Annotated in this window: 22 protein-coding genes and 1 pseudogene; 9 read left to right on the forward strand and 14 right to left on the reverse strand. The window is 62.6% G+C overall.

Translation table 11 applies throughout. From position 1 onward, the window contains the following. The first annotated feature begins 3 nt into the window (after positions 1–3). From BSY16_RS30825 to BSY16_RS30855, 7 genes are all read left to right on the forward strand, one after another. A complete protein-coding gene (locus BSY16_RS30825) occupies positions 4–546 on the forward strand; it encodes a GNAT family N-acetyltransferase (RefSeq protein ID WP_069063530.1) in 543 nt (180 codons plus the stop codon). 33 nt (positions 547–579) lie between these two features. Then, on the forward strand, positions 580–2,358 hold the full coding sequence (locus tag BSY16_RS31815; protein WP_083243197.1) for an amino acid ABC transporter permease/ATP-binding protein: 1,779 nt from the start codon (positions 580–582) through the stop codon (positions 2,356–2,358). Between the two features lie 79 nt (positions 2,359–2,437). Then, positions 2,438–3,382 (forward strand): ABC transporter substrate-binding protein, encoded by a 945-nt coding sequence (locus tag BSY16_RS30835; RefSeq protein ID WP_069063531.1) that lies wholly within the window; start codon positions 2,438–2,440, stop codon positions 3,380–3,382. 73 nt (positions 3,383–3,455) lie between these two features. Next, entirely contained in the window at positions 3,456–4,394 is a 939-nt protein-coding gene (locus BSY16_RS30840; RefSeq protein WP_069063532.1) for an ABC transporter substrate-binding protein, read from the forward strand. Positions 4,395–4,409: 15 nt separating this feature from the next. Then, the gene (locus BSY16_RS30845) at positions 4,410–5,486 is read left to right on the forward strand and encodes an LLM class flavin-dependent oxidoreductase (RefSeq protein WP_069063533.1); all 1,077 of its coding nucleotides are present in this window, start codon (positions 4,410–4,412) and stop codon (positions 5,484–5,486) included. Then, complete coding sequence (locus BSY16_RS30850; protein ID WP_069063534.1) at positions 5,487–6,083, forward strand: 2-hydroxychromene-2-carboxylate isomerase; 597 nt, start codon at positions 5,487–5,489, stop codon at positions 6,081–6,083. It abuts the gene before it with no gap. Between the two features lie 25 nt (positions 6,084–6,108). Continuing rightward, a complete protein-coding gene (locus BSY16_RS30855) occupies positions 6,109–7,299 on the forward strand; it encodes a cystathionine beta-lyase (RefSeq protein WP_083243198.1) in 1,191 nt (396 codons plus the stop codon). A 79-nt stretch (positions 7,300–7,378) separates the two neighbouring features. Here the strand turns inward: BSY16_RS30855 and BSY16_RS30860 are convergent, their stop codons facing one another. After that, complete coding sequence (locus BSY16_RS30860) at positions 7,379–7,699, reverse strand: 4Fe-4S dicluster domain-containing protein (protein WP_069063535.1); 321 nt, start codon at positions 7,697–7,699, stop codon at positions 7,379–7,381. Next, positions 7,699–9,309 carry an FAD-dependent oxidoreductase gene (locus tag BSY16_RS30865; RefSeq protein WP_069063536.1) on the reverse strand — a complete coding sequence of 537 codons (1,611 nt, stop codon included), beginning with the start codon at positions 9,307–9,309 and terminating at the stop codon, positions 7,699–7,701. The genes BSY16_RS30860 and BSY16_RS30865 overlap by 1 nt, the downstream gene beginning before the upstream one ends. A gap of 86 nt (positions 9,310–9,395) precedes the next feature. On the opposite strand from BSY16_RS30865, the gene BSY16_RS30870 reads away from it, so the two are divergent. Continuing rightward, the gene (locus BSY16_RS30870; protein WP_069063537.1) at positions 9,396–10,202 is read left to right on the forward strand and encodes a phosphate/phosphite/phosphonate ABC transporter substrate-binding protein; all 807 of its coding nucleotides are present in this window, start codon (positions 9,396–9,398) and stop codon (positions 10,200–10,202) included. On the opposite strand, the gene BSY16_RS30875 is transcribed toward BSY16_RS30870, so the two are convergent. Genes BSY16_RS30875 through BSY16_RS30895 form a run of 5 tightly spaced genes read right to left on the reverse strand, consistent with a single transcriptional unit; the run spans position 10,184 to position 15,529 of the window. Beyond that, positions 10,184–11,137, reverse strand: a complete 954-nt coding sequence (locus tag BSY16_RS30875) for an oligopeptide/dipeptide ABC transporter ATP-binding protein (protein WP_069063538.1) — start codon at positions 11,135–11,137, stop codon at positions 10,184–10,186. The two genes, BSY16_RS30870 and BSY16_RS30875, sit on opposite strands and share 19 nt — an antisense overlap. Beyond that, positions 11,137–12,111, reverse strand: coding sequence for an ABC transporter ATP-binding protein (locus tag BSY16_RS30880; RefSeq protein WP_069063539.1), 975 nt, complete (start codon positions 12,109–12,111; stop codon positions 11,137–11,139). The genes BSY16_RS30875 and BSY16_RS30880 overlap by 1 nt, the downstream gene beginning before the upstream one ends. Further along, positions 12,108–12,947, reverse strand: a complete 840-nt coding sequence (locus tag BSY16_RS30885; RefSeq protein ID WP_286157297.1) for an ABC transporter permease — start codon at positions 12,945–12,947, stop codon at positions 12,108–12,110. Before BSY16_RS30885 ends, BSY16_RS30880 begins: the two co-directional genes overlap by 4 nt. Continuing rightward, positions 12,944–13,921 (reverse strand): ABC transporter permease, encoded by a 978-nt coding sequence (locus tag BSY16_RS30890; RefSeq protein ID WP_069063541.1) that lies wholly within the window; start codon positions 13,919–13,921, stop codon positions 12,944–12,946. Before BSY16_RS30890 ends, BSY16_RS30885 begins: the two co-directional genes overlap by 4 nt. 42 nt (positions 13,922–13,963) lie before the next feature. Then, positions 13,964–15,529 carry an ABC transporter substrate-binding protein gene (locus tag BSY16_RS30895; RefSeq protein ID WP_069063542.1) on the reverse strand — a complete coding sequence of 522 codons (1,566 nt, stop codon included), beginning with the start codon at positions 15,527–15,529 and terminating at the stop codon, positions 13,964–13,966. A gap of 245 nt (positions 15,530–15,774) precedes the next feature. Here BSY16_RS30895 and BSY16_RS30900 point away from each other — a divergent pair, with 245 nt between their 5' ends. After that, positions 15,775–16,800 carry a fatty acid desaturase gene (locus tag BSY16_RS30900; RefSeq protein ID WP_083243199.1) on the forward strand — a complete coding sequence of 342 codons (1,026 nt, stop codon included), beginning with the start codon at positions 15,775–15,777 and terminating at the stop codon, positions 16,798–16,800. Between the two features lie 91 nt (positions 16,801–16,891). Here BSY16_RS30900 and BSY16_RS33030 read toward each other — a convergent pair whose 3' ends face one another. The 7 genes and pseudogenes from BSY16_RS33030 to BSY16_RS30930 form a co-directional block, all read right to left on the reverse strand. Then, positions 16,892–17,098 carry a diguanylate cyclase domain-containing protein gene (locus tag BSY16_RS33030; RefSeq protein ID WP_353652407.1) on the reverse strand — a complete coding sequence of 69 codons (207 nt, stop codon included), beginning with the start codon at positions 17,096–17,098 and terminating at the stop codon, positions 16,892–16,894. Positions 17,099–17,185: 87 nt separating this feature from the next. After that, positions 17,186–17,892, reverse strand: a pseudogene (locus tag BSY16_RS33035) (integrase core domain-containing protein); the annotation flags it as partial. Positions 17,893–18,184: 292 nt separating this feature from the next. Then, positions 18,185–18,991 (reverse strand): SDR family oxidoreductase, encoded by an 807-nt coding sequence (locus BSY16_RS30910; RefSeq protein ID WP_069063544.1) that lies wholly within the window; start codon positions 18,989–18,991, stop codon positions 18,185–18,187. A gap of 59 nt (positions 18,992–19,050) precedes the next feature. Next, positions 19,051–20,184: a Gfo/Idh/MocA family protein gene (locus BSY16_RS30915; protein WP_069063816.1), complete on the reverse strand. Its 1,134-nt coding sequence runs from the start codon at positions 20,182–20,184 to the stop codon at positions 19,051–19,053. A 53-nt stretch (positions 20,185–20,237) separates the two neighbouring features. Continuing rightward, positions 20,238–21,290: a sugar phosphate isomerase/epimerase family protein gene (locus tag BSY16_RS30920; RefSeq protein WP_069063545.1), complete on the reverse strand. Its 1,053-nt coding sequence runs from the start codon at positions 21,288–21,290 to the stop codon at positions 20,238–20,240. A gap of 45 nt (positions 21,291–21,335) precedes the next feature. Further along, the gene (gene iolD / locus BSY16_RS30925) at positions 21,336–23,177 is read right to left on the reverse strand and encodes a 3D-(3,5/4)-trihydroxycyclohexane-1,2-dione acylhydrolase (decyclizing) (protein ID WP_069063546.1); all 1,842 of its coding nucleotides are present in this window, start codon (positions 23,175–23,177) and stop codon (positions 21,336–21,338) included. 92 nt (positions 23,178–23,269) lie between these two features. After that, a complete protein-coding gene (locus tag BSY16_RS30930; RefSeq protein WP_069063547.1) occupies positions 23,270–24,463 on the reverse strand; it encodes a Gfo/Idh/MocA family protein in 1,194 nt (397 codons plus the stop codon). Positions 24,464–24,527: the final 64 nt, after the last annotated feature.

Genomic DNA, 24,527 nt, shown 5'->3' on the forward strand with positions numbered 1-24,527 from the left:
GACATGAGCGATACGTTCCTCTACACCACGCCTCTCGATCCCCGCGCCAAGCCGCTGATCGACGAACTGACCTACGAATATGACAAGCGCTACGGTTCCTATTTCAGTGAGGCGGGCGCCGTCGAGGAGATGAACCGCTATCCGGCCGAGGCCTTCGCGCCGCCCTACGGCAATTTCCTGCTTCTGCTGCGCAATGGCGAGGCGGTCGGCGGTGGTGCCTTCAAGCAATACGACGATCACACCGCCGAGTTCAAACGCATCTGGACGCGCTCCGACCTGCGCCGCCAGGGGCTTGCGGTCAAGGTGCTGGTCGAGCTGGAACAGCAGGCGGCGCGGCAGGGCTATTCGCGCATCTATCTGACGACCGGTTTTCGCCAGCCGGAGGCCGTCGGCCTCTATCTGAAATATGGCTACACCGCCCTTTTCGATGTGGATGCCGACCCGGAAATCTACAAGTCGCTACCCTTCGAAAAACAGCTCGGCGCGCATGCGGCGGCCGTCATTCCCGTGCAGCCATCGCTGCAGCTTGCAGCGGATCACCGCTGACCGGCTTGCGACTAAAACCATAAGGGGAAGATCATGGCACTCACGACAGATTTCGCCGGGATCGGGGTCGATCACCGATCGGCCGAACATCAAAAGCAGGATTATTCGCGCTACCGCATCGTGCCCGCCCGCCATCCCGGTCGCCTGGTGGGAACGGTCTTCGCCGCCGTCGTCATCGCCGCCGTGCTCTATTCCACCTCTACCAATCCGCGCTGGGGCTGGGGTGTCTTTGCCGAATGGTTCTTCGCTGAACCGGTCCTTGCCGGGCTCGGCAGGACGCTGCTCCTGACCGCACTTGCCACGATCTCCGGCTCCATCCTCGGCACGGCGCTGGCGCTGGCACGGGTTTCCAAATCGCCGCTGCTCTCCAGTCTTTCCTGGGGTTACATCTGGCTGCTGCGCTCGATCCCGCTGATCGTGCTGCTGCTGGTGCTCAACAATCTCGGTTATCTCTACGAGACGATCCGCATCGGCGTGCCGTTCAGCGATACCGTGCTGGTCGACTATCCGATGGTGCAGCTCGTGACGCCGTTTGGTGCCGCCTTCCTGGGGCTGACGCTCAACCAGTCGGCCTTCTTCGCCGAGATCGTGCGCGGCGGCATCCTGTCCGTCGACCAGGGGCAGCATGAGGCCGCCGCCGCTCTCGGTCTGCCACGTCACCGGCAGGCATTCCGCATCGTGCTGCCGCAGGCGATGCGCTCGATTCTGCCGACCGGCTTCAACGAGATCATCGGCTTGGCCAAGAGCACGTCGATGGTCTACGTGCTCGCGCTGCCGGAGCTGTTCTACACCGTCCAGGTGATCTACCGCCGCAACCTCGAAGTCATCCCGCTGCTGATGGTCGCGACCGCCTGGTACCTCGTGATCATGACGGTGCTGTCGATCGCCCAGCACTATATCGAGCGCCATTTCTCCAAGGGCGCCGTGCGCAATCCGGTGCCGCTGCCCTTCCAGTCCTTCCTCGCCCGCTTTCGCGGGCCGGCATTGCCGGAGACCGTGGCTGTCCCGGCGATCCGTCATGCCGGTTTCCAGGATGCGGCGCAGCTGCGCACCGGCGGCACCGTGCGGATCCAGAAGATCTCGAAGAGCTTCGGCCCGCTGAAGGTGCTCGACAATGTCGACCTCATCCTGCCGGCCGGAAGCGTCACGGCCATTCTCGGCCCGTCCGGGTCCGGCAAATCGACGCTGCTGCGCACCATCAACCATCTCGAACGGGTCGACAGCGGGTTCATCGCCATCGATGGCGAGCTGGTCGGCTACAGCCAGAAAGGCGATACGCTCTATGAACTGAAGGAAAAGGACATCCTGAAGCGCCGCGCCGATATCGGCATGGTGTTCCAGAGCTTCAACCTCTTTCCGCATCTGACCGTGCTCGAAAACCTCATAGAGGCGCCGATCCAGGTGCGCGGAACGAGCCGAGAGGAGGCGATCCGCTTTGCCGGCGAGCTTCTCGCCCGCGTCGGCCTCAGCGACAAGATCAACGCCTACCCCCGCCAGCTCTCCGGCGGCCAGCAGCAGCGCGTCGCGATTGCCCGCGCGCTCGCCCTGAAACCCAAGGTGCTGCTCTTCGACGAGCCAACCTCGGCGCTCGATCCGGAACTCGTCGGCGAAGTGCTCGATGTCATCAAGGAACTGGCGCGCACTGGCACGACGCTTGTCATCGTCACCCACGAGGTCGGCTTTGCCCGCGAAGTCGCCGATACCGTCGTCTTCATGGAAGACGGGCAGATTCTCGAAACCGGTACGCCGGCACACATCTTCAGCCGGGCCGACCACCCGCGAACACGCGAGTTCCTCGCAAAAGTCTTCTAGCAAAATTCCAGGGCCGGAAACGGCGACGGAATGGAATTGACCGAAAGCACAACCACAGGATGAAAAAAGGAGACGGGACATGACATTTCTTCACAAGGCAAAACTTCTGATGGCAGGTGCGGTCGCGGTGACGGCGCTTGGTCTGGCGACGGCACAGGCGGCTGAAAAGTTCGACCTCAGCCCGGACACGTCCAACCGTGTGCGCGCGGAAAAGAACGAGGAAGCGATCAAGGCGCTCTCGCCCGACTTCAAGTTCGTGACCCCCGGCAAGTTCACCGTCGCCATCAATGCCTGGGATCCGCCGATTGCCACCTTTGCAAACGATGCGAAGACGATCGTCGGCGCCGATCCCGATCTCGCGACGCTCCTGGCGGATTCGCTGGGGCTGGAGGTCGAAATCGTCTCGGTCGCCTGGGCAGACTGGCCGCTCGGCGTGTCTTCCGGCAAGTACGATGCTGTGATCAGCAACGTCACGGTCACCGAAGAGCGCAAGGAGAAATTCGACTTCTCCACCTACCGCAAAGACGTGCTCGGTTTCTACGTCAAGGCTGACAGCCCGATCACCGAGATCAAGGATCCGAAGGATGTCGCCGGCCTGAAGGTCATCACCGGTGCCGGCACCAACCAGGAGAAGATCATCCTGGAATGGGATCGCCAGAACGTCGCCGCCGGCCTGAAGCCGGTTGAAGTCCAGTATTTCGATGATCGCGCGGCCGCTGAGCTGGCGCTGTCGTCGGGCCGCGCGGATGTCGAGTTCAACCCCAATGCGACGCTGGCCTATGGCTCGGCCGTCAAGGGCCAGACCAAGCTCGTCGGCATCGTCAGCGGCGGCTGGCCGCTGACCGCCGAGATCGCCGTCACCACCCGCAAGGGCGCCGGCCTTGCCGATGCGGTGACGGTCGCGATCAACGGCCTCGTCAAGAGCGGCAAGTATGGCGAGGTGCTGAAGCGCTGGAACCTCGAAGCAGAAGGCATCGACCAGTCCTTCACCAATCCGGCCGGCCTGCCGAAGAGCGGCTCCTGATCTCCCAAGCATGAGGACCGGCGCTGCTTGCGGCGCCGGTTCGACCGGCATTCCACAGCATGGAGACGATGACATGACATCCAGACCGGCTTTCCGCACGCTCGCGCTCGGCGTGCTTGCATCCATCTTCGCCCTGATCGGCCCGGCGCACGCAGAAGAGGCCTTCGACCTCAGCCCGCAGCAGGCCGGCCGTATCCATGTGGAGCGCAACGACAAGGCGATTGCCGCCATCGCCCAGGATTTCACCTTCGTCACGCCCGGAAAATTCACCGTTGCGGTGAGCCCCGGTGGCCCGCCGCTCGCAACCTATGCCATCGATGCCAGAACCGTCGTCGGTGCCGATCCGGACTATGCGTCCGCGGTGGCCGAGAGCCTCGGGCTGGAACTGGAGCTTGTGCCTGTCGCCTGGATCGATTGGCCGCTCGGCCTGACATCCGGCAAATATGATGCCGTCATTTCCAATGTCGGCGTTACCGAGCAGCGCAAGGAAAAATTCGATTTCTCCACCTACCGGCAGGGCCTGCACGGCTTCTTCGTAAAATCCGACAGCCCCATCGTCGCGATTGTCGAGCCGAAGGATGCCGCGAGCCTCAGGATCATCGTCGGTGCCGGCACCAACCAGGAGCGCATCCTGCTGCGGTGGAACGATCAGAATGTGGCCGCCGGCCTGAAGCCGCTGGAGCTGCAATATTACGACGACGAAGCCGCAAGCCTGCTCGCTGTGTCCTCCGGCCGGGCGGATGTGATCGTGCAGCCGCATGCGCAGCTCGTCTACATTGCGGCGCGCGATCACAACATCAAGCGCGTCGGCACCCTGAGCGCTGGCTGGCCGGATCGTTCGGACGTTGCGATCGCCACGAAAAAGGACAGCGGACTGGCGGAAGCGCTGACCATCGCCACCAACGGCCTGATCGACAGCGGCGTCTACGCCAAAATTCTCGACCGCTGGCAACTGAGCGAGGAAGCGCTGCCGAAGTCGGAGACCAATCCGCGCGGCCTGCCGAAATCCTGAGCGAAAGACAATCCGATGAACCTCCCAAGACCCATCATCCGCCATATCGGCTTTCTTTCGCCGGGCAATTATCCCGCTGATGATCCGCTGTCAGGGCTGGAGAAGACGCTGCAGCTCCTCGAATTCGGCGAGGCGCTGGGTTTCGAAAGCGCGTGGGTCCGCCAGCGGCATCTGGAACCCGGCATTTCGTCAGCAACGGCGTTTCTCGCGGCTGCGACGCAGCGGACGAGCCGTATCCAGCTCGGAACGGCTGTCATTCCGATCGGCTATGAGAGCCCGTACCGGCTGGCCGAAGATCTTTCGACGGTTGATGTGCTCTCAGCCGGGCGCTTGAACGTAGGCTTGAGCGCCGGTCGCCCGCTGCATGCCGATCTCATCGGGCCGCTTGCCTTCGACGGAGACTGGGAGAGCTATGATTTTTCGCACGAACGGGTGCTGCGCTTCGTCGAAAACCTTCGCAGTCCCCTGATCGGTGACGATAGTACATTCATCAAGACGCCCTTCGGCCCCCAGCGGCCGCGGTTGCAGCCCCGTGCCAGAGGGCTGACGGATCGCATCTGGTATGGCGGCGGTTCGCTACGGTCCGCCGGCTGGGCGGGGCGGAACGGTTTCAACCTTCTGATCGGCAATGTCACGACGGGCGAAGACACCGATGACTTCTTCGTCGCGCAGCGGCGCCAGCTTGAAACCTACAGGGCAGCGGCCGAGGGCAGCCGACGGGTTGCGCTCGGCCGGGTGATCGTGCCGCTGGATGGTGCCGACGCGAAAACGCGAAAGCGCTATCTCGACTATGCGGCGGCGCGCACCGAACGCACGTTGACCCCGCAGGGCGAGCGTCGAACGCTCTACGCCCAAGACCTCGTCGGCACGTCCGATCAGATCCTCGAACGGCTGTTTGCCGACCCGATCCTACCGCATGTCAGCGAACTGCGGCTCGAGCTTCCCTATGAATTCGAGGACGAGGAATACCGCCAGATCGTGCATGATTTCGTCACGCGCGTCGCCCCGGAACTCGGCTGGTCCAGGCGCCCGCCGGAGAGCGGCGTGAACAACAACAGGCCGCTGGTGCCTTCGCGAGCAGGGATTTTGTAAGTGACGAAAACAGTCGATTATTTCTTCTCCATCGGATCGCCCTGGTCTCACCTCGGCTTCGACACCTTTGTCGATCTCGCCGCCCGTAGTGGCACCCGGATCAGGCCCTATCTCACCACGGTCATAGAAGAGAACGGCGGCATCTTTTCCCGAAACCGCCCGGACATACGCCGGGCCTATGGTGCACGCGATCTGCAGCGGTGGGCGCGCGCCCGCGGCAAGCCTCTACTGCTCGACAACAGGCCGGCACTGAGCGACCCGACGCCGGCATCGTTGATCGTGATTGCCGCCCTACTTGATGGGCAGGACTGGATCGCGCTGACAAGCGCCTTGCAACATGCTTTCTGGGCCGAGGCGAAGGACATCGGCAATCCGCATGTTCGCGAGGCCATCGCGAGCGCCTCCGGCTTTGACGGCTTGGTGTTGGGCCGACGGGAAAGCGATGAAGACGTCAGGGCAAAATGGTCGGCTGATCGAAGCCACGCGGCTGCGAGTGGCGTCTTCGGTTTCCCGTCCTATCGCTATGATGGCGAACTCTATTGGGGACAGGACAACCTGCCTTTCCTGGAACGCCACCTGGCCGGTGAGCGGCCCTGAAATCGAATGCCGAGGAGGGTGTTTCATGAACGACAAAGCAGACGCTGCCACGCAGCAAGGCCCACAAACGCGCCTGGTCAGGTCGGGATACGATTCCGTCAGTCAACGCGCTTTCATCAATCCCCCGGTGGTGCACGGTTCAACTGTGCTGTTTCCGGATGCGCATACGATGGAGACGCACGGGCAGAAATATACCTACGGCACCCGCGGAACGCCGACGACGGATGCCCTTTGTGCGGCGATCAACGAACTGGAGGGTGCCGCGGGCACCATCCTCGTCCCGTCTGGCCTTGCCGCCGTCACGGTTCCGCTGCTCGCCTATCTCTCATCGGGTGACCACGCGCTGATCGTCGATTCCGTCTACGGCAATGTCCGAGAGTTCTGCGATTCCATGCTGCCGCGCTTCGGTATCGAGGTGGATTATTATGATCCATCGATCGGGGCCGAAATCGAGGGACTGTTCAAGCCCAACACCCGCCTCGTGCACACCGAGGCACCCGGATCCAGCACGTTTGAGATACAGGATATTCCTGCGATCGTTGAAGCAGCCCATCGCCATGGCGCGATCGTGACCATGGACAATACCTGGGCGACACCGCTTTATTTCAAGCCACTCGATTTCGGCGTCGACGTTTCCATTCAGGCTTCCACCAAATATCCCGCCGGTCACGCGGATATCCTGTTCGGGACGGTGTCTGCCAACGCCCGGCACTGGCCGCTTCTGAGAAAGGCGAACGGCTTGCTTGGCCTGTGTGCTGCACCGGATGATACCTATCAGGTCCTGCGTGGTTTGCGCACGCTCGGTGTTCGCCTCGATCGCCATCAGACAAGCGCCCTCGACATTGCCAGATGGCTTGAAAGCCGCGCCGACGTCGCGCGTGTGCTGCACCCCGCGCTGCCGAGTTTCCCTGGTCACGATATCTGGAAGCGCGACTTCAAGGGTGCCAGCGGCGTCTTCTCCTTTGTTCTTCGCGTCGAGCATGAAGAGCAGTTCAAGGCGAAGGCCCAGGCTTTTTTGGACGCATTGTCCATCTTTGGCTTGGGGTATTCCTGGGGCGGATTTGCATCCCTGGCGCTTCACGTATCCCTGAAGGAGCGCAGGGTGACGACGGCGCCGACCGATGGACCTGTGCTGCGCCTGCAGATCGGGTTGGAGGATACCGACGATCTCAAGGCGGATCTCGATCGGGCATTTGCAGCCGTTCGCGCCTTCTAGCCGGGCAGCCGATCCCGCTGGCAGTCCTTGATGGGCTTGCCAGCGGGTGCTTACAGTCTTTGGCCTTTCGTGCCGGCCGCTATTGCGGCAGACGGAAATGGTCGTCGATATAGCGGCGGTCACGCGTCTCCTTATGCCAGCCGATGGCTTTCCTGTAGCTGCCGAAGAGATTGCCGGCACGCACGCCTTCCACGGTCAATTTATGCACGGCCTCGGCATCCGGATCGACATAGAGCGCATCCACGGGGCAATAGAGTTCGCACATGAAACAGGTCTGGCAAGAGTCTTGCCGCAGGATCAGGGGCGGGCCGTCCGGCACCGCTTCGAAAACGTTGGTCGGGCAGACCTGAACGCAGAGATTGCAGTCCGTGCAGGTATCGGCATCGAGAACTTCGATCATTACTCCGCTGCCTCCGCATATCCGGCAGATCGGATCGGTTCCGACCGCACCAGGATTGCCTCGAGACCGCTCAAGACCAGTCGGTGATGTTGTTGAGGGTCCTGCTGGGGAAAATCATCGCGCCGGTGCATGCCCCGCGTTTCCGTGCGTGCCAGGGCCGCGCGGTACATGAAGCGTGCCGTTGCCACCATCGCCTGGGCCTGACGCAATTGCAGGGCGGTAGCCTCGTCCGCCGTTGCCGTCGCAATATCCTCCCAAAGGGCGTCAAGCCGCTTGAGTGATGATGAAAGCCCGGCGTGAGTCCGGAAGTAGTTGATGTCGAGAGGGAAGACCTCGTCCTGGACCGCCTTGATGATGGCTTGCGGGTCCAGGGGGCTTAGATGGCTTGCAACCGTTGAAGGGGTCCCAGCCGTTTTGTTGGCGGCGTTGGTGTTGTCTCGGGCAAAGGCGGCCGCCGACGCGCCGGCGAAGGTACCGGTGGCGATTGCCCAGGCGGCGTTGTGGCTGCCGCCGCCGGTGAAGCCGCCGCAGATCGGCTCGCGGGTGGCGTTGTCGCCGGCAGCGTAGAGGCCGGGGACGGTGGTGCCGCAGTCGAGCCCGGTTAGCCGAAGGCCGCCGGTGCCGCGAACGGTACCCTCCAGGCGCAGCTTCACCTCGAAGAACTCGGTGAAGGGATCGATGCCACGCCGGTCGAAGGGCACGAAGAAATTCGGCTGCGCGCGCCGCAGGATCACCCTAACCTCATCGGTCTCCGTGAGGTCGAGCCGGGCATAGACGGGCTCTGAGAGCAGCATGCGCGCGATGATCGAGCGCCCGCGCGCGGACCCTGCGCCTTCGATCAGGCTTCCGTCCTTGCGGTAGAATTGCGCGAAGCGATAGAGCGCCGTCTTGGTGATCGAGGCGAAGGCCGGCGATATGGCGTAGGCGGAGGAGAATTCCATGCCGGATAGCTCTGCGCCCGCTTCCGCGCCCATCAGGTAACCGTCGCCGGTCAACACGTCGCAGCCGAGCGCCTTGCTCATGAAGGCGCAGCCCCCGGCCGCAAGCACAACCGCCCCGGCGCGGACCGTCCAGTGCCCGCCCGCCTGCCGGCGCAGCCCGCTTGCGCCCACGACGTTTCCACGGTCCGTCAGCAGACGGGTGGCGGGATGGTGATCGAGAATGGTGACGCCGGCATTTTTCACCCGGCGTCGCAACAACCGCATATATTCCGGCCCCTGCACGGAAATGCGCTGCTGGTCGCCCTCCTCGTTGCGGGGGAAAGGATAACCCCAGTCCGCCAGGCGATTGACGCTTTCGAAGGTCTTGTCGAGGACGGGTACCATCCACGCGCGGTCGGAAAGATAGCCGCCCATCGCCTCGCGGCTTGCCATCGCCGTTTCGCGTCCTGCCGGGTCCGGTGGTACGTACCAAATCTGGGTGCCGGCGGAAGCGGTGGCACCGGAGCTGCCGCAGTAACCCTTGTCTACCAGCACGATCCTTGCCTTGGCGCCGGCCGCTTCGAGGGCTGCCCAGCATCCCGCCGGGCCGCCGCCGATCACGAGCACGTCACAGGTAATCTCGGTTGCAGTTGCAGCGGTGGAGCCGGCGTCTTGCACGGGCAACTTCATGGTAGAAATCCTTTCAGACAAGAAATCTTATTGCGGTTTAAATCTATGTATTGCATAGGTTTTTGAATTGTTTCCGGAGTTCGGTCATGCCCATCGCCAGCCTCGCCATGTATGTCAGCCCAGAGCCAGTCGCGCAGGCGACGCGGCTGTTCTGGGAGGCTCTCGGCAAACGCCTTCGGGACCTTGGGCTTGATGCGCCGGAGGCGCTTGACGACGATGTCCGTTACGACGAAGCGTGGCTTCGCCCGGACCTCCTGTTCGGCCAGACCTGCGGCTACCCCTACGTCCAGCATCTGCGCGGCAAGGTGCAACTGGTCGCTTCGCCCGTGTATGGGCTTCCCGGCTGCGATGGCCCACTCAAATGCAGCTTCATCATCGTCAATGCAGCGTCCTCCGCACAGTCGATCGAGGATCTGAGGGGCGAGCGGGCTGCCATCAACGAGCCCGGCAGCAATTCCGGCTACAACCTGTTCCGCGCCTTCTTGGCGCCGCACGCGGTCGATGGCCGGTTCTTCGCATCCGTGCTGGAGACCGGCGGCCATCGGGCGAGCATCGATGCCGTTTCGAACGGGGCGGCCGATATCGCGGCGATCGACTGCGTGACCTTCGGCAACACCCTGCGTTTCGACCCCGAGCGCGTCGCGGGCGTGCGCATCCTGGCGGAAACGGCGAAGGGGCCGGGCCTGCCCTTCATCACGGCCGCGTCGACCCCGGCAAGGGACCTGGTGAGCCTGCGCCGCGCGCTGGCGGAGACGATCACCGATCCGGCACTTGCTGACGTTTGCGACACGCTTTCGCTGCGCGGCATCAGCCTGCTCGGCGATGCCGACTACGAGGTTTTGGCGGAGCTGGATCGGTATGCTGCGCGCCATGGTTACCCCGCCATCGCTTGAGGCAGGACGGTCGGTTCCGCGGCGAGCGGAAAGTGGCAGGCGACGCTGCGTCCATCCGTTCCCGCCTGCAGCACGGGCATCTCACCTGCGCATTTCGGCTGGGCAAGGGGACAGCGCTTGTGGAAGCGGCATCCGGACGGTGGATTGCTCGGGCTCGGCAATTCGCCCGACAGAACGATGCGCTCGCTTCGACGCTTGGGATCGAGCGTGAGGTTGGCGGAAAGCAGCGCCTGCGTATAGGGATGCGCGGGATCGCGAAACAGCGCTGCCGTCGGCCCGCTCTCGACGATCTGGCCGAGATACATCACGGCGACACGATCGGTCACGCGTCCGACCACATTGAGATTGTGGGAGATGAGCAGGTAGCTGAGCCCCAGCCGATCGCGGAGCGCCCGCAACAGATTGAGCAGTTCCCCCTGGATGGAGATATCGAGGCCAGCTGTCGGTTCGTCAGCAACGATGATGGAAGGTTCGGTCGCAAGCGCCCGCACCAGCGCCACGCGCCGTGCCTGCCCGCCACTCAACTGGTGCGGATAGCGCGTGAAAAGCTGTTCGCCGAGGCCAATGCTGTCCGCAAGCGCCGCGATATGCGCCCAGCTTTCCGGCGTGTGCACTCCGCGGATTTTCAATGGCTCGGCCAGAAGCGCGCGCACGGTCATACGGGGCGAGAGCGAGGCGGCCGGATCCTGAAACAGCAGCTGGATCCTGCGCTGAGCCGAGGTCTGGGACAGTGCCTCGCCTTCTAATGTCAGTGTGCCCGCTGCAAGCGGCTGGAGCCCGACGATGGCGCGCGCGACGGAGGATTTTCCGCAACCGCTTTCGCCAACGAGGCCGAGCGTTTCGCCGCGGTGGAGCTCCAGCGAAATGCCGTCGACGGCTGTCAGCCGGTCGTAGCGGACCACCGCATCCTTCAGGGTGAGAACGGGCGCGGCCATCACGCAGCCTCCAGCCAGCAGGCGAAGGCATGCCCGTTAGCGATCTGGCGGCGCGGAGGTTTTTCGCTGCAACGGTTGTGCCTTGCGGGACAGCGGCTGGCGAAGATGCAGCCTTCGGGCCGACAAGCCGGATCGGGCACGTTGCCGGGGATCGTCGCTAGGTCCTGCGCGGGATCGAACGCGGCGTAGGGGTCGATCTCGCAGGCCAGCAGCGCGCGGGTATAAGGGTGGCGCGGACGATGCAGAACATCGCGGACCGGGCCGCTTTCCACGACTGTTCCCGCATACATAACGATGACGCTGTCGCAGAGTTCGGCGATCAGCCCCATGCTATGGCTGACGACCAGCATGGAGGCGGCGGTGCGCTGTCTCAGCCGATGCAACACGTCGACGACCTGCGCTTCGATCGTCGCATCAAGCGCCGTCGTCGGCTCGTCGGCGATCAGCAGCTTCGGCTCGACCAGAAGCGCCATGGCGATCACCACACGCTGGCGCATGCCGCCGGAAAACTCGTGCGGATAGCGGTGCATGCGCTGGGCCGCATCCTGCACGCCGACATCGGCGAGTACGGCTTCTGCGCGTGACCAGAGTGTTCGCCGGTTATCCTTCGGAAAACGCCGGCGCTGGATATCGACGAGTTGGGTGCCGATGGTGAACATCGGGTTGAGCGCGGTCATCGGATCCTGGAAGATCATCGCGATGTCGGTACCGCGCAGCGCCGTCGTCTCCTTGTCGGCGAAGGTCGTCTCATGCCCGTCAAAGCGTGCATGGCGCGCTGAAACCTCGGCATTGTCGGCGAGCAGGCCGAGCATGGCGAAGGCCACGGTCGACTTGCCGCTGCCGCTTTCGCCAACCAGGCCGACGGATTGCCCGCGACCGATTGTGATATCCACGCCATCGAGGACATGTACCGCGCGCCCGGCACCCCGGTACGACACGTTCAGGCCTTCGATGCTGACAAGTGGGTCCGTCACAGCGCCCTCCTCAGCTTCGGGTCGAGCGTGTCGCGCAGGGATTCGCCGAGCAGCGCGAAGCCGAGCGTGGCGAGGATCAGCGCTAGGCCGGAAAAGGTGGCAAGCCAGATCGAGCGGTCGAGATAGGTATAACCGTCGTTGAGCAGGTTGCCCCAGCTTGCCAGCGGTGGGCGCACGCCGAGGCCGAGAAAGCTCAAGCCCGCCTCGATGGTGATGACGACGGGAATGTCCATGCAGGCCAGCACGAAGATCGGGCCGATGATGTTCGGTGTGACGTGATGCAGCACCACACGCCAGGCCTGCGCCCCGAGCACGCGCTCGGCCTCGATGAACGGGCTGTTGCGGATCGCGATCGTCTGGGCGCGGGCGACCCGGCCGAAATGCGGAATGAAGACGATGCTGACGAGCAGCACGACATTACCGAGGCCGGGGCCGAAGACGGCAACCAGTGCCAGGGCCAGGATGATGCTTGGAAACGAAGTGACGATATCGAAGATGCCCACGACCACGAGGTCGATGGCGCGTGGCGAGAGCGCGGCCGCAATCCCAAGCGCCACACCGGTTGTCAGCGAAATGGCGATGACCGAGAGCGAGATGCCGAGCGCGACGCGCGTGCCGTAGATGATGCGGCTCAGTATATCACGGCCGAGATGGTCGGTTCCGAGCAGATGCTGGAACGACGGGTCCATCAGCCGGTTGACCGGTGCGATGGCGTTCGGGCCATAGGGTGCGATGAGCGGTGCCGCGATCGCCACCAGACAGAGCAGCGTCACCGCAAGAAGCGCGAACGTGCCGCCGGGGCGACGGGAGAGATCGTGGAAGAGGTCCATTGTCATGCTCCTCTTCCGGAGACGAGGCGGGCGCGCTCGCGCGGATCGAGCAGGCTCTGCGAGAGGTCGGCAATGAGGTTCGTCAACACATAGAGAAGCACGATGACGAAGACGCCGCCTTGCACGACCGGGTAATTACGCGTCCGGATGGCATCGTAGATCAACGAGCCGAGACCGGGCCGGTTGAAAATCACCTCGGCAAAGACCGCGCCGCCCAGAAGCTCGCCAAATCCCATGCCGAGCACGGCGACGGTGGGTAGGATGGCTGGTTTCAACGCATACTTCACGAGGATTTTCGTCTCGCTGACGCCATAGGCGCGCAGCGTGCGGATATGGTTTTCGCCGAGCACTTCCAGAAGCGAGGCGCGCAGCAGCCGGGCGATGTAGCCAATCCAGCCGGCGGCAAGGGCCGTGGTCGGCAGCACCAGATGCCACAGTTGATCGCCGAGATCGCCGCTTTCGCCGGCCCCCAGTACGGGAAACCAGCGAAGCGTGACGGAAAAGGTCATCAGCAGGAAGACCGAGACGACGAAACTCGGCGTCGAGATGAAGCCGACGCTCAGGAACGCGATCAGCCGATCCACCTTGCCGCCCGGCCAGCGGGCGGAGAGGAGGGCGAGCGGCACGCCCAAGGCAATCGCGCAGAGCATGGCGGAGATCGCAAGGGCGGCGGTATTCGGCAGCGCGGATGAAACGAGAGCGAGGACCGATCGGCCGTTGAAAACATCTTCGCCGAGATCGCCGGATAGGAGCCGGCCGAAGAAGGCAAAGACCTGTTCGATCAGCGGCTTGTCGAGACCGATGCGGGCATTGAGGGCGGCGACGGCCTCGGGCGTGGCGCGCGAGCCGAGGATCACGGTGGCGGGATCACCGGGGATCAGCCGCGTCAGCGCCATCAAAAGAACGACCGAGCCGGCGACAGCGAGCATTGCCGTCGCCAGCTTGAAGGCGAGATGAATCTGGAGGGATGCGCTCCTCATCGAAGCGCATCCCGATCCGTCAGTCCGGAAACAGCCACCGGATCAGGCCGTCGCTTCCGTGAAGGCAGTGTAGAGCCAGTTGTTGCCGTTCGGCAGGACACCGGGCTTCAGCCACTGGCGCGCGGCGAAGGCGTTGAGGTTGTGGGTGATCCAGATAAAGGCGGCGGATTCGTCGAGCAGCTTCTGTGCTTCGATGTAGATCTTCTCGCGCTCGGCCGGATCGACCGTCACGCCGCCCTTTTCATGCAGGGCGTCGAAATTGGCATTCTTCCAGCGCTGCCAGTTCCACTGGCCCACCTGCGCGGAGGTGAACCACTGCGTCTGGAAGCCGGGATCGAACTTGCCGTTGTACTTGATCAGCGACAGTTCAAGATCCTTGCTGGCATCGTTTTCACCCAGCGCCCAATAGGCGGCGGATTCGAGCGCCTCGATCTCGACCTCGATGCCGACTTCGGCAAGATTGGCCTGGATGATCTGGGCAATCGCTTCGTAGCGTGCATTGGCCTCGATCGTCAGCTTCGTCTTGAAGCCGCCGGAATGGCCGGCCTCGGCGAGCAGAGCCTGCGCTTTTTCCAGGTCGCGGGCATGGACCGGTGCATCCTTCCAGTAACCGAGCAGCGTCGGCGCCAGGAGCGCGTTGGCGCGCGGATAGATGCCGGAATAGGCGCCCTGCAGGATCGCGTCGATATCGACGGCATGGCGGATCGCCTGGCGCACGCGAATGTCGTCGAACGGCGCCTTTTCGATGTTCGGGCCGAACCAGACATAATCGATGGCGGGAATTTCCGTCACGCTCGCATCCGGCAGGTCCGCGAGCGCCTTGCCGCTTTCAGGATCGATGGCGGTGAAATCGATCTCGCCCGACTGGAAGGCGATTTCCGCGGTCTTTTGCTCGCCGATCGGCTTGCCGACGATTTGCTGGAAATGCGGCTGGATCGGCCCCTTGTAGTCGGGGTTGATCTCGAGAACGAACTGTTCGCGCGGCGTCCACTCCTTCAGCACATAGGGGCCGCTGCCGATCAGCTTCGTGGCGATCGCCTTTTCGCCAAGCGCTTCGAAAGCCTTTTTCGAAAGGATGCGACCCGAGCCGTCTGCGAGCGCGATCGTATAGAGCGCCGGTACCGGGTTCTTCAGGATGATGCGGCCTTCGAGCGGGCCGGTCACCTCGACGCGATCGAGCGCGGACCAGTCCTTGGCGTAGGTGACAGGCTTGCCTTCGGCATCCGGCTTGATGAAGCGCTCGAAGGAGAATTTCACATCTTCCGCTGTCAGGTCGCCGTAGCCGCCGGTAAAGGCAAGGCCGCCGCGTAGCTTGAAGCGGATTTCCGTATCCGACACCTGCTCCAGCTCTTCGGCGGCATCAAGCTCCCATTCGGTCGAGCCCGGTTTGAAGGAGATCAGGCCCTGTTGAACCGACCAGATGACATTGAGATCGACGGGGCCGGAACGGTTGGCCGGATCCAGATTGGAAAGATCCTTGTCGACGCGCACGACGATCTTCGTGCGGTCCGCATTGGCAAAGGCGGGGTGAATGCCGCCGAGCGCCACGAGGGTTGCGATGGAAGCGCCGCCGACCAGCACCTGACGGCGGGTGGGGTTGAATGTCATGGATGTCCCTCCGGTATTGAGCAACCAGCCACGAGGCGAGGAGGGTGCTCGTCAATTTGATAGAGGGGATTAGATCGAATATTCTATAAAATACATAGAATAAATATTTCACCACAACGCGGTTTTACGCAACCCGTTTTTCCTTTTTCGCCTGTCTGCTGCAAAGCCATGCGGCGCGGCATCGGGCGCTCGGCTTTTATATTGGCGTTTGAAATTGATCGCTTTTCTCCTGCCGGAACCAGTTCATGTCCAGCCGCCAGTCGCCTGATACCCTTCCTTCGCAATCCACCCTATCCGCCGCCACTCGCATCGAATGGCAAACGGTGGCGCTTGCTGTCGTGATCTATGGCGGCTTTTTTGCCGTGACATGGTTCTGGCAATCGCTGCCAGTCGTGGCCGTGATCGGCCTCGGCGGCTGGCTGGTCGCCTGGCAGGGCTCGCTGCAGCACGAGGTCATCCACGGCCACCCCACCCGCAGCCGCGCCATAAATGACGCCATCGGCTGGCCGCCGCTCTCCCTCTGGCTGCCCTATGCGATCTATCGCGAAGGACACCTGACACATCATCGCGACGAACACCTGACCGACCCGATCGAAGATCCGGAATCCTCCTATTTCACCCAGGCGGCCTGGGAACGCATGGGCGGTATCGGTCGGCGCCTTGCCGCATGGAACACCACCTTGCTTGGACGGCTGACACTCGGCCCCCTCGTGATGATCGTGAACTTCCTCGTGCAGGAAGCGGCGGCCGTTATAAATGGCGACCGGCAGAAGGCGGCTCTCTGGGTGCGCCACGCAATCGGCATTGCCGCTGTCATGGTGTGGGTACTCGCCGTTTGCGATATGCCGCTCTGGCTCTATCTCTTCGGCTTCGTCTATGTCGGTGCAGCGCTTTCCAGGTTGCGGTCCTTTGCCGAACACCGCTACGCCGACCACCACGACGAGCGCACCGCAATCGTTGAAAACAGCCCGCTATTCGGCCTGTTGTTCCTTTACAACAATCTGCATGTGCTGCATCACAAGCGCCCTGGCATTCCATGGTACCGCATACCGCCGCTTTACCGTCGGCACAGGAGCGCGCTTATCGAGATCAACGGTGGCCTGGTCTACGATGGCTATCTCGACGTAGCCCGCCGTTTCCTGCTGAATCCGCACGATGAACCCCTTCACCCTCGCCACCAACTGTCCGATCGTGTGACTATTGATGAAATGCCGGCGCGAGAAGAAGCGCTGTCGACTGACGCTGGATTGGCAACGGTGCTGCGTGCCTGAAGGCGAGATACATCACGGTGGTCAGGTAGCGGCGGCGTAATTCGCGCGCCTCGCTGGCGGCAACCGCTTTGAGCGTGCGGATCGCGTGGGATCAGGCGATCGGGAGCGGCGGCCCATTCCGTGCGGCGGGGCCTCGGTATGTGCCACCCCCCGCTGCTTTTGCTGCATAGAGCGCGAGGTCGGCTCTCGTGAACAGTGCGGTCGGAGTCTCTCCTTCGGCAAAAGCGAACCCGATAGAGGCACTGACGGTGAAAATACGCCCGGAGTAGTTCACAGGGGGCCGTGCGGCATCAATCAAACGCTGCGCACTACACTCGGCCGTCTGCTGACCGGCGGAAGGAGTAAAGAGGCTGGCTTCGCCGCCGGGATTGTGCTTGGCAATCTGGACGTTATGTCCGATTGCCGAATGAGGGCGATCCTCACTGTAGTATCGGCGCCAAGTCTCCAGCTTTTCGCATGAAACCACAAGAGTCAGGAACCAGTACGCGTTCAGGCATTCCGCCCGCTGCTTGCTGTTGAAGGCCGCGTTGAAGCCGTTGTCGATCGGTTTTCCGGAGCGCGAGCAGTTCAGGGTGACATTGTTGACGTAGGCCCAAAGGTCCAGATCACGAGAGATGAATTCGTTGTCGATCGTTGATCGTCTTGTGGTAGCCGATCTTGTTGCAGACGCGTTCCGGCGTCTGGACCACATCCTCGCCACGGCAAGTGAACCCCGCGCGGTGGCCGGGCAATAGCAGGAATGTATTTCCACGATGGTCAGAATACGCAGTTTTAGGGCTGTTGCGAGCTGGCTGTGGACAAATTTCACGCCCAGATAACGTTCGGGCCAGAGGCAACCTCGCGGTCGTCTCGCAGCTTCGCCTTCATCCGACGCTTGGGACCCTTGTTGCGCAACTGAAAGCCTAACGCGCTGTAAACCCTACGCGTCTTCTTCATGTTGATTATCCATCCGTTGCGACGCAAGTGAATATGGATGCGCTGATATCCATGGCGCACCCATGTCTCACAAATCTCCTTTATCCGTCTTTCGAGCGCGGCCCGACCGATGCGGCGGGATTTATAGTGGCAGGTGGAAGTGTCGAACGTCAGGATTGTTCTGCATCCTGAAAATAAGCGCTGGCCTCGTTCCGCTAGCATTGCAAATCAGATCCAGCGCCTTCACCCAACACCTCGACCTATGCAAAAGGCGGAATAAGCTTTCCGTGGAAAACTTATTACGTGGTGCGAGCAGAAGCGTAAAATGTTCCTCTACCGTATTCCAATCCTCCAAATAAAGGGGGGATTTGAACCGCCGACCCGCAGTTTTGGCACAGTAGCCAGATCGTGAATATCCAATCCAGTTCATCAGTTGGCCAGCCTCGTTCGGCGAAGTGATGAGAGATATTTATAGAGCCGCATTTGCATGGGGCAGGCTGTCATAGGCGCCCCAGACCGCCTGGTCGAAGTTGATGATAGCGCCGGTCATCAAGCCGGATTCCTCCGATGCGAGGAATGCGATTGCGCGGGCAACTTCATTCGGATCGATCAGGCGGCCATTGGGTTGGGCGATGACGGCCTTCTCGAGCCAGTCGGCCGGCTGGCCATCTAGTTCGCGCTGCGTCCTGTCCTCGCCTTCGGACGCCATCCAGCCAATGTTGAGGCTGTTTACGCGGATGCGGTTTCTGAGGGCGGCGTAGGCGGTGTTGCGGGTCAGCGTATCCAGCGCGCCCTTGGAGGCACTGTAGGCGGCGAGGAACGGTTGTCCGCCCATCGAGGACATGGTCGAGATGTTGACGATCGTTCCCGCAATGCTGTCGCGCTTGAAAAGCTCGATCGCGCTTTGCATGAGGAAGAACGGTGCCCGGGTGTTGACCGCGAACAGCTGATCGAAGAGTTCCGGACTGGTGTTGAGGATCGTGCCGCGATTTGTCATGCCGGCAGCATTGACCAGGCTGTCGAGCCGGCCGAATGTCTTGTCGGCCGCGGCGATGACGGCCTTGCAGTCGTTCACATCAGACAGATCGGCTTTGACGAAGACGGTTTTCGCGCCAAGGGCTTCAAGTTGGGCCGCCTGCGCCGCGCCTTTTTCTTCTGATCGCCCGCAAATGACCAGCCCCTTCGCGCCGCGTTCGGCAAGAAGCTTTGCGGTTGCAGCACCGAGGCCCTGCGTGCCGCCGGTCACGACGACGATCTTGTTTTCGAACTGTGCCATTTGGATTTCCTCTCGGGTGCTTGCGCGTTGTTCTTGCCGTCCGATTCGTCCCGTGCGCCCTAAGCGAACTGCAACGACAGCCATCCGCCATTGTGTTTCTCGTGGCTGTCGACGACGGTGTCGACGAAGGCCACGCCTTTGAGCCCGTCATAGGAGGAAGGGATCCCTTCGCCGAAAGACCCGGCCGAGGCTCCGCTTTCCCTGGCCCGGATGACGGCAGCGAAGCCGGAATAGAGGTTCGTGAAGGCTTCGATATAACCTTCGGGATGGCCGGGCGGTGTGCGGGTTCGAGCGCGCGCGCCATCGGTGAGATCGTCGCGACCACGCTTGATCGTTTCCGGGGCGCCGAAGAGCCCCGTGAAGATCAGCTCATTCGGCTGTTCCTGATGCCAGGCGAGGCTGCCCTTTTCACCGAAGACCCGCAGCCGCAGGCCATTCGACTGACCAATCGCGACTTGCGAAGACCATAGAAGGCCGCGCGCGCCGCCTTCATAGCGGATCATCACGTGGGCGTTGTCATCGAGCGCGCGGCCCTCGACAAATGTTGCAAGGTCGGCGGCGATGGCCTCCGCCTTCAATCCGGTTACGAAACCTGCGAGATGATAGGCATGCGTGCCGATGTCGCCGATCGAGCCGCCACGTCCGTTCTTCTTCGGGTCCGTGCGCCAGGCCGCCTGCTGGTTTCCTTGAAGCTCGATGCCGGTCGCCATCCACTCCAATGGATATTCGACCTGCACCACGCGGATCTTGCCGAGGTCTCCGCGTGCAACCATTGCCCGTGCCTCATGGATCATCGGGTAGCCGCTATATGTATAGGTCACCCCAAGGAAACGCCCCGTCGCCTGCGCGAGGTCATGGAGCGCGATCGCATCCTCGACGGTTGTGGTCATGGGCTTTTCGCAAATGACGTCGAACCCCGCTTCGAGAAACGCCTTGGCGATCGGAAAGTGCGTGTGGTTGGGCGTGCAGATCGCCACCACATCGATCCGGTCGTCGCGTGCGCGCTCTCCCGCCACCATGGCGAGATAGTCGCCATAGGAGCGGTCTCGATCGATGAAGTTCTTCGCGGCGAAGCTGTAGCCTCGTTCGGCGTCGACATCGAACGCACCTGCCACGAGGTCATAGTGGTTATCTAGGCGGGCGGCGAAGCGGTGGATGCCGCCGATATAGGCGCCCTCGCCGCCACCGACCATGCCGAGGCGAAGACGACGGTTGGACAGGTTTGTATTCGACACGGCCAAGGTCCTTAGATCCCGAGGATTTCATTGTTGACGGATCGGTCTGCACCGGACTTCACGAAGTCATCGAAGGCGCGATCCGAGACCTGAATGATATGGTCGCGAATGAAGCGCGCGCCCTCGGCCGCGCCGTCTTCCGAGTTCTTCAGGCAGCATTCCCATTCGAGCACGGCCCATCCATCAAAACCGTAACCCGTGAGTTTCGAGAAAATCGCGCCGAAATCGACCTGTCCGTCCCCGGGCGAACGGAAGCGACCGGCACGGCTGACCCACGGCTGATACCCGCCATAAGCGCCGGTTTTGCCCGTTGGCCGGAACTCCGCATCCTTGACGTGGAAGGTCTTGATGCGCTGGTGGTAGTGATCGATATAGGCGAGGTAGTCGATCGACTGAAGCACCAGATGGCTTGGGTCGTACATGATGTTGCAGCGCGCATGGTTGTCGACGCGCTCCAGAAACATCTCGAAGGTCAGGCCGTCATGCAGGTCTTCGGTCGGGTGAATTTCGTAGCAGACGTCGACGCCCTCGTGGTCGAAAGCATCGAGGATCGGGCGCCAGCGGCGCGCCAGTTCATCGAAGCCGTCGGAAATCAGCCCGTCCGGCCATTGCGGATAGGGGTAGAAATAGGGCCACAGAAGTGTTCCGCTAAACGTCGTATGGCGGTCGAGACCGAACCTGCGCGAGGCCTTGGCCGCGCAGAGCAACTGGTTGACGGCCCATTCCTGGCGGGCCACTGGGTCACGGTGGACCTTGGCCGGCGCGAAGGAATCGGCCGGCAGGTTGAAGGACGGGTGGAGAGCGACGAGCTGCCCTTGCAGGTGACTGGCGAGGTCCGTCACGACGAGGCCATGCTCGCCGAGCGTTCCCTTCATCTCATCGACATAAGCCTGGCTGTCCGCCGCGCGTTCGAGATCGATCACCCGGCTGTCCCACGTGGGGATCTGCACACCCTTGAACCCCTTGTCGGCGGCCCAGCCGGCCAGCCCCTTCAGCGAGTTGAACGGCGCATCATCGCCGGCAAATTGCGCGAGAAACACGCCGGGACCCTTGATGGTTCTCATGCTTGTCGTCCTTCAGATGAGTATGGTGCCGAGGTCGTGCCGCGATCAGACGCCGACGCGCTGGTTCTTGCGGCCTTCCTGCTGGTCTTTCGCCGCGGCATTGACCTCCGCCCGCTCGCTGACCTGCGGCACGCCGACATCCCACCAGGCATCGCCCGGGGTCCAGGTGAAGGCATCGGAGACGATCGTCAGCACGGTCGTGCGGTCCGTCGTCTGCGCCCATTCGACCGCATCGCCGAGATCGGCAAGACTGTCGACATGCCGGGTGAGCGCGCCCATCGCTTCGGCATGTTTGCCGAAATCGACCGCGAAGGGCTCCTTGACGCGGCAATCCTTGATGAGATTGTTGAACGAGGCGCCGCCCTTGGCGTTCTGCAACCGGTTGATGACGGCGTAGCCGCCGTTGTCGCAGACGATGAGGATCATCTTGTGGCCGGAGAGAACGGTCGAATAGATGTCCGAATTCATCATCATGTAGGTGCCGTCGCCGATCATGACGATCGGCGTGCGCGTGGGATCGGCCATGGCAGCACCCCAGCCGGCGGCGATTTCGTAGCCCATGCAGGAGAAGCCGAATTCGCAATCGAAGGTGTTCGGCGCCTTGACGCGCCAGTTCTTCATCACCTCACCCGGCAGGCCGCCGGCAGCAGTGATGATGAGGTCGCGGTCGTTCGCCTTGGAATTGACGATGCCGACCACCTGCGCATAGGTCGGAACCGGCGCGTTCGTCGGTTTCTGGTAGCCGTCGAGGGCATCGTTCCACCTGGCGAATTCGAGCCTGCCCTTTTCCGTCCAGCCTGTATCGGCCTTGTAGTCGCCGATGGCGGCCTCAAGTTCGCCGACCGTTTCCAACGCGTCGCCAACCACGGCGACGGCGCGATGCTTGTTGGCATCCCAGCGCGCCGCATTGATCGAGACGAACCGGGCGTCGGGCGAGAAGGCCGTCCAGGAGCCGGTCGTGAAGTCCATGAGGCGTGTGCCGACCGCCAGAATCACATCGGCCTCACCGGCAAGCGCATTGGCCGAAGTGGAGCCGACAATGCCGATCGGGCCGACATGGGCCGGATGGTCGTGGGTGACGGTGCCCTTGCCGGCAATGGTCTCGCAAAGCGGGATGCCGTGCTTTTCCGCAAAGTCGGCCAGCGCTGTTTCCGCACCGGAATAGCGCACGCCGCCGCCGGAGATGATCAGCGGGCGCTTGGCTGCCTTCAGTACGCGGATCGCTTCCGCAAGGCTGTCGCGATCGGGCCGCGGGCGCGGCACCCTGTGCACGGTCGGCGTGAAGAAGCTTTCCGGATAGTCCCAGGCGATCTCCTGCACATCCTGCGGCAAGCCGAGGAAGGCCGGGCCACAATCGGCGGGGTCCAGCATCACGGCAACCGCCTGCGGCAGCGAGGAGAGGATCTGTTCGGGATGGGTGATGCGATCCCAGTAGCGCGTCACGGCCTTGAAGGCATCGTTGACGGTGATGGTCGGATTGCCGAAATGCTCGACCTGCTGCATCACCGGATCGGGGCGGCGGTTGACGAAGCTGTCACCGGCGAGAAGCAGGATGGGAAGGCGATTGGTGTGCGCCACGCCCGCAGCCGTCACCATGTTCAGCGCACCCGGACCGATGGAGCTGCACGCGACCATGATCTGGCGCCGGCGCGTCGCCTTGGCAAAACCGATCGCGGCCAGCGCCATAGACTGCTCGTTCTGGCCACGCCAGGTCGGCAGCGTATCCTGGACCGCCTCCAGCGCCTCCGACAGGCAGGTGACGTTGCCATGACCGAAAATAGCGAAGACGCCCGGGAAAAGCGGCTCGCGTCGGCCGTCGATTTCAGTAAACTGGTTGCAGAGATAGCGGACCAGGGCCTGCGCCATGGTGAGACGAACGGTACCCATTTAAAAACCTCCCTGAGCCGGCATTGCCGCGCCAGCCCTCTTCGCAGAACTTATTATTTCATAAATACAGATATTGCAATACTTATTGCAACTCACATCGGCAGCACGCAATCCGTCCATTGCCCGCCCGACTGGTTCGATGCGAGCGCCGCTTCGATGAACTTGACGCCAAGCGCACCATCCACCACCGTCGGATATTCCAGCAGCCCTGCGGGCAGGGTCCTGCCAAGACGGCGGGCCTCGACGGCGATCGCAAATTCCTCATAGAGATTGCCCCAGGCGTCGCTCAGCGCCTCCGGATGGCCGCGCGGCATGTGCACGAAGCGCGCCGCATGCACGCCGATACCGGCGCCTTCGCCGCGCGTCAGCACGCGGGCCGGCTCGTTGAAACGGCGGAAATGCAGGATTTCAGGCTCTTCCTGGTTCCATTCCAGGCTGGCCTTGTCGCCGAAGGCGCGGATGCGCAGCCCGCAATGGGCGCCGGGCGCGACCTGCGAGATCATGATGGTGCCGGGAATGTCGCCTTCGTAGCGCACATGCATGAAGGCCGTGTCCTCCAGCACCTTCGGCGGGCCCAGTGTGTGGAACTCCGCCCGAACCGCCGTTACAGGGCGACCGCAGACGAAGACGCCGAGATGGTGGCAATGGGTGCCGATGTCGCCGGTCGTGAAGGTGGGGCCGACGATCGACGGATCGACCCGCCATTGCGCGCCGGCACCGGCATCGCTCAGGGGCGTCAGCGCCCATTCCTGAAAATACTCGACATGCACCTGCTGCAGCGCGCCAAGCGCACCGTCGCGGATCATTTGGCGCGCCTGCCGCACCATGGCGGAGGCGGCATAGGCATAGGTCACGCCGAAAACGAGGCCCGTCTCCTTCTGCCGGCGCACGAGATCGAGTGCATCGGCAAGCGACGTCGTCAGCGGCTTGTCGCTGATGACGTCGATGCCTTTTTCCATGAAGGCGCAAGCAATGGCATGGTGGGAGTTGTTTGGCGTGGTGATCGCCACGGCATCGATGCCATCCGGACGCGCCGCCTCGCGCTCGGCCATCACCCGGTAATCCGTGTAGATGCGGTCCTCGGCGAGCAGCCAGGCACGCCCGGATTCCAGCGCTACCTGCGGCCGGGACGACAGTGCACCCGCAACAAGATCCCAGCGATTGGAGAGCCGGGCGCCGCGCGCATGCACCTTGCCGATGAAACTGCCCTGCCCTCCGCCGACGATGCCGAGCCGCAAACGACGTTCGGCCAGCGGAAACGCTTGGCTGCCTGAAACCTCTGGCATGATCTCCTCCCTCAAAATCCACGCTTGCCCGAAAACGGGCTTGCAGAATTAATATTGACGGAAT

Origin of the sequence: Sinorhizobium sp. RAC02, assembly GCF_001713395.1 — a bacterium.
In the GTDB taxonomy this organism is placed as follows: Bacteria; Pseudomonadota; Alphaproteobacteria; order Rhizobiales; family Rhizobiaceae; genus Shinella.

Excerpts from the sequence above, each read along its gene's own strand:
- BSY16_RS31815 (WP_083243197.1), top strand. The coding sequence starts at position 580 with ATGGCACTCACGACAGATTTCGCCGGGATCGGGGTCGATCACCGATCG.
- BSY16_RS30885 (WP_286157297.1), bottom strand. The coding sequence starts at position 12,947 with ATGACAATGGACCTCTTCCACGATCTCTCCCGTCGCCCCGGCGGCACG.
- BSY16_RS30845 (WP_069063533.1), top strand. The coding sequence starts at position 4,410 with ATGAACCTCCCAAGACCCATCATCCGCCATATCGGCTTTCTTTCGCCG.
- BSY16_RS30920 (WP_069063545.1), bottom strand. The coding sequence starts at position 21,290 with ATGAGAACCATCAAGGGTCCCGGCGTGTTTCTCGCGCAATTTGCCGGC.
- BSY16_RS30895 (WP_069063542.1), bottom strand. The coding sequence starts at position 15,529 with ATGACATTCAACCCCACCCGCCGTCAGGTGCTGGTCGGCGGCGCTTCC.
- BSY16_RS30890 (WP_069063541.1), bottom strand. The coding sequence starts at position 13,921 with ATGAGGAGCGCATCCCTCCAGATTCATCTCGCCTTCAAGCTGGCGACG.
- BSY16_RS30860 (WP_069063535.1), bottom strand. The coding sequence starts at position 7,699 with ATGATCGAAGTTCTCGATGCCGATACCTGCACGGACTGCAATCTCTGC.
- BSY16_RS30835 (WP_069063531.1), top strand. The coding sequence starts at position 2,438 with ATGACATTTCTTCACAAGGCAAAACTTCTGATGGCAGGTGCGGTCGCG.
- BSY16_RS30865 (WP_069063536.1), bottom strand. The coding sequence starts at position 9,309 with ATGAAGTTGCCCGTGCAAGACGCCGGCTCCACCGCTGCAACTGCAACC.
- BSY16_RS30910 (WP_069063544.1), bottom strand. The coding sequence starts at position 18,991 with ATGGCACAGTTCGAAAACAAGATCGTCGTCGTGACCGGCGGCACGCAG.
- BSY16_RS30915 (WP_069063816.1), bottom strand. The coding sequence starts at position 20,184 with ATGGTCGGTGGCGGCGAGGGCGCCTATATCGGCGGCATCCACCGCTTC.
- iolD (WP_069063546.1), bottom strand. The coding sequence starts at position 23,177 with ATGGGTACCGTTCGTCTCACCATGGCGCAGGCCCTGGTCCGCTATCTC.
- BSY16_RS30825 (WP_069063530.1), top strand. The coding sequence starts at position 4 with ATGAGCGATACGTTCCTCTACACCACGCCTCTCGATCCCCGCGCCAAG.
- BSY16_RS30875 (WP_069063538.1), bottom strand. The coding sequence starts at position 11,137 with ATGGCCGCGCCCGTTCTCACCCTGAAGGATGCGGTGGTCCGCTACGAC.
- BSY16_RS30930 (WP_069063547.1), bottom strand. The coding sequence starts at position 24,463 with ATGCCAGAGGTTTCAGGCAGCCAAGCGTTTCCGCTGGCCGAACGTCGT.
- BSY16_RS30855 (WP_083243198.1), top strand. The coding sequence starts at position 6,109 with ATGAACGACAAAGCAGACGCTGCCACGCAGCAAGGCCCACAAACGCGC.
- BSY16_RS30900 (WP_083243199.1), top strand. The coding sequence starts at position 15,775 with ATGTCCAGCCGCCAGTCGCCTGATACCCTTCCTTCGCAATCCACCCTA.
- BSY16_RS30870 (WP_069063537.1), top strand. The coding sequence starts at position 9,396 with ATGCCCATCGCCAGCCTCGCCATGTATGTCAGCCCAGAGCCAGTCGCG.
- BSY16_RS30840 (WP_069063532.1), top strand. The coding sequence starts at position 3,456 with ATGACATCCAGACCGGCTTTCCGCACGCTCGCGCTCGGCGTGCTTGCA.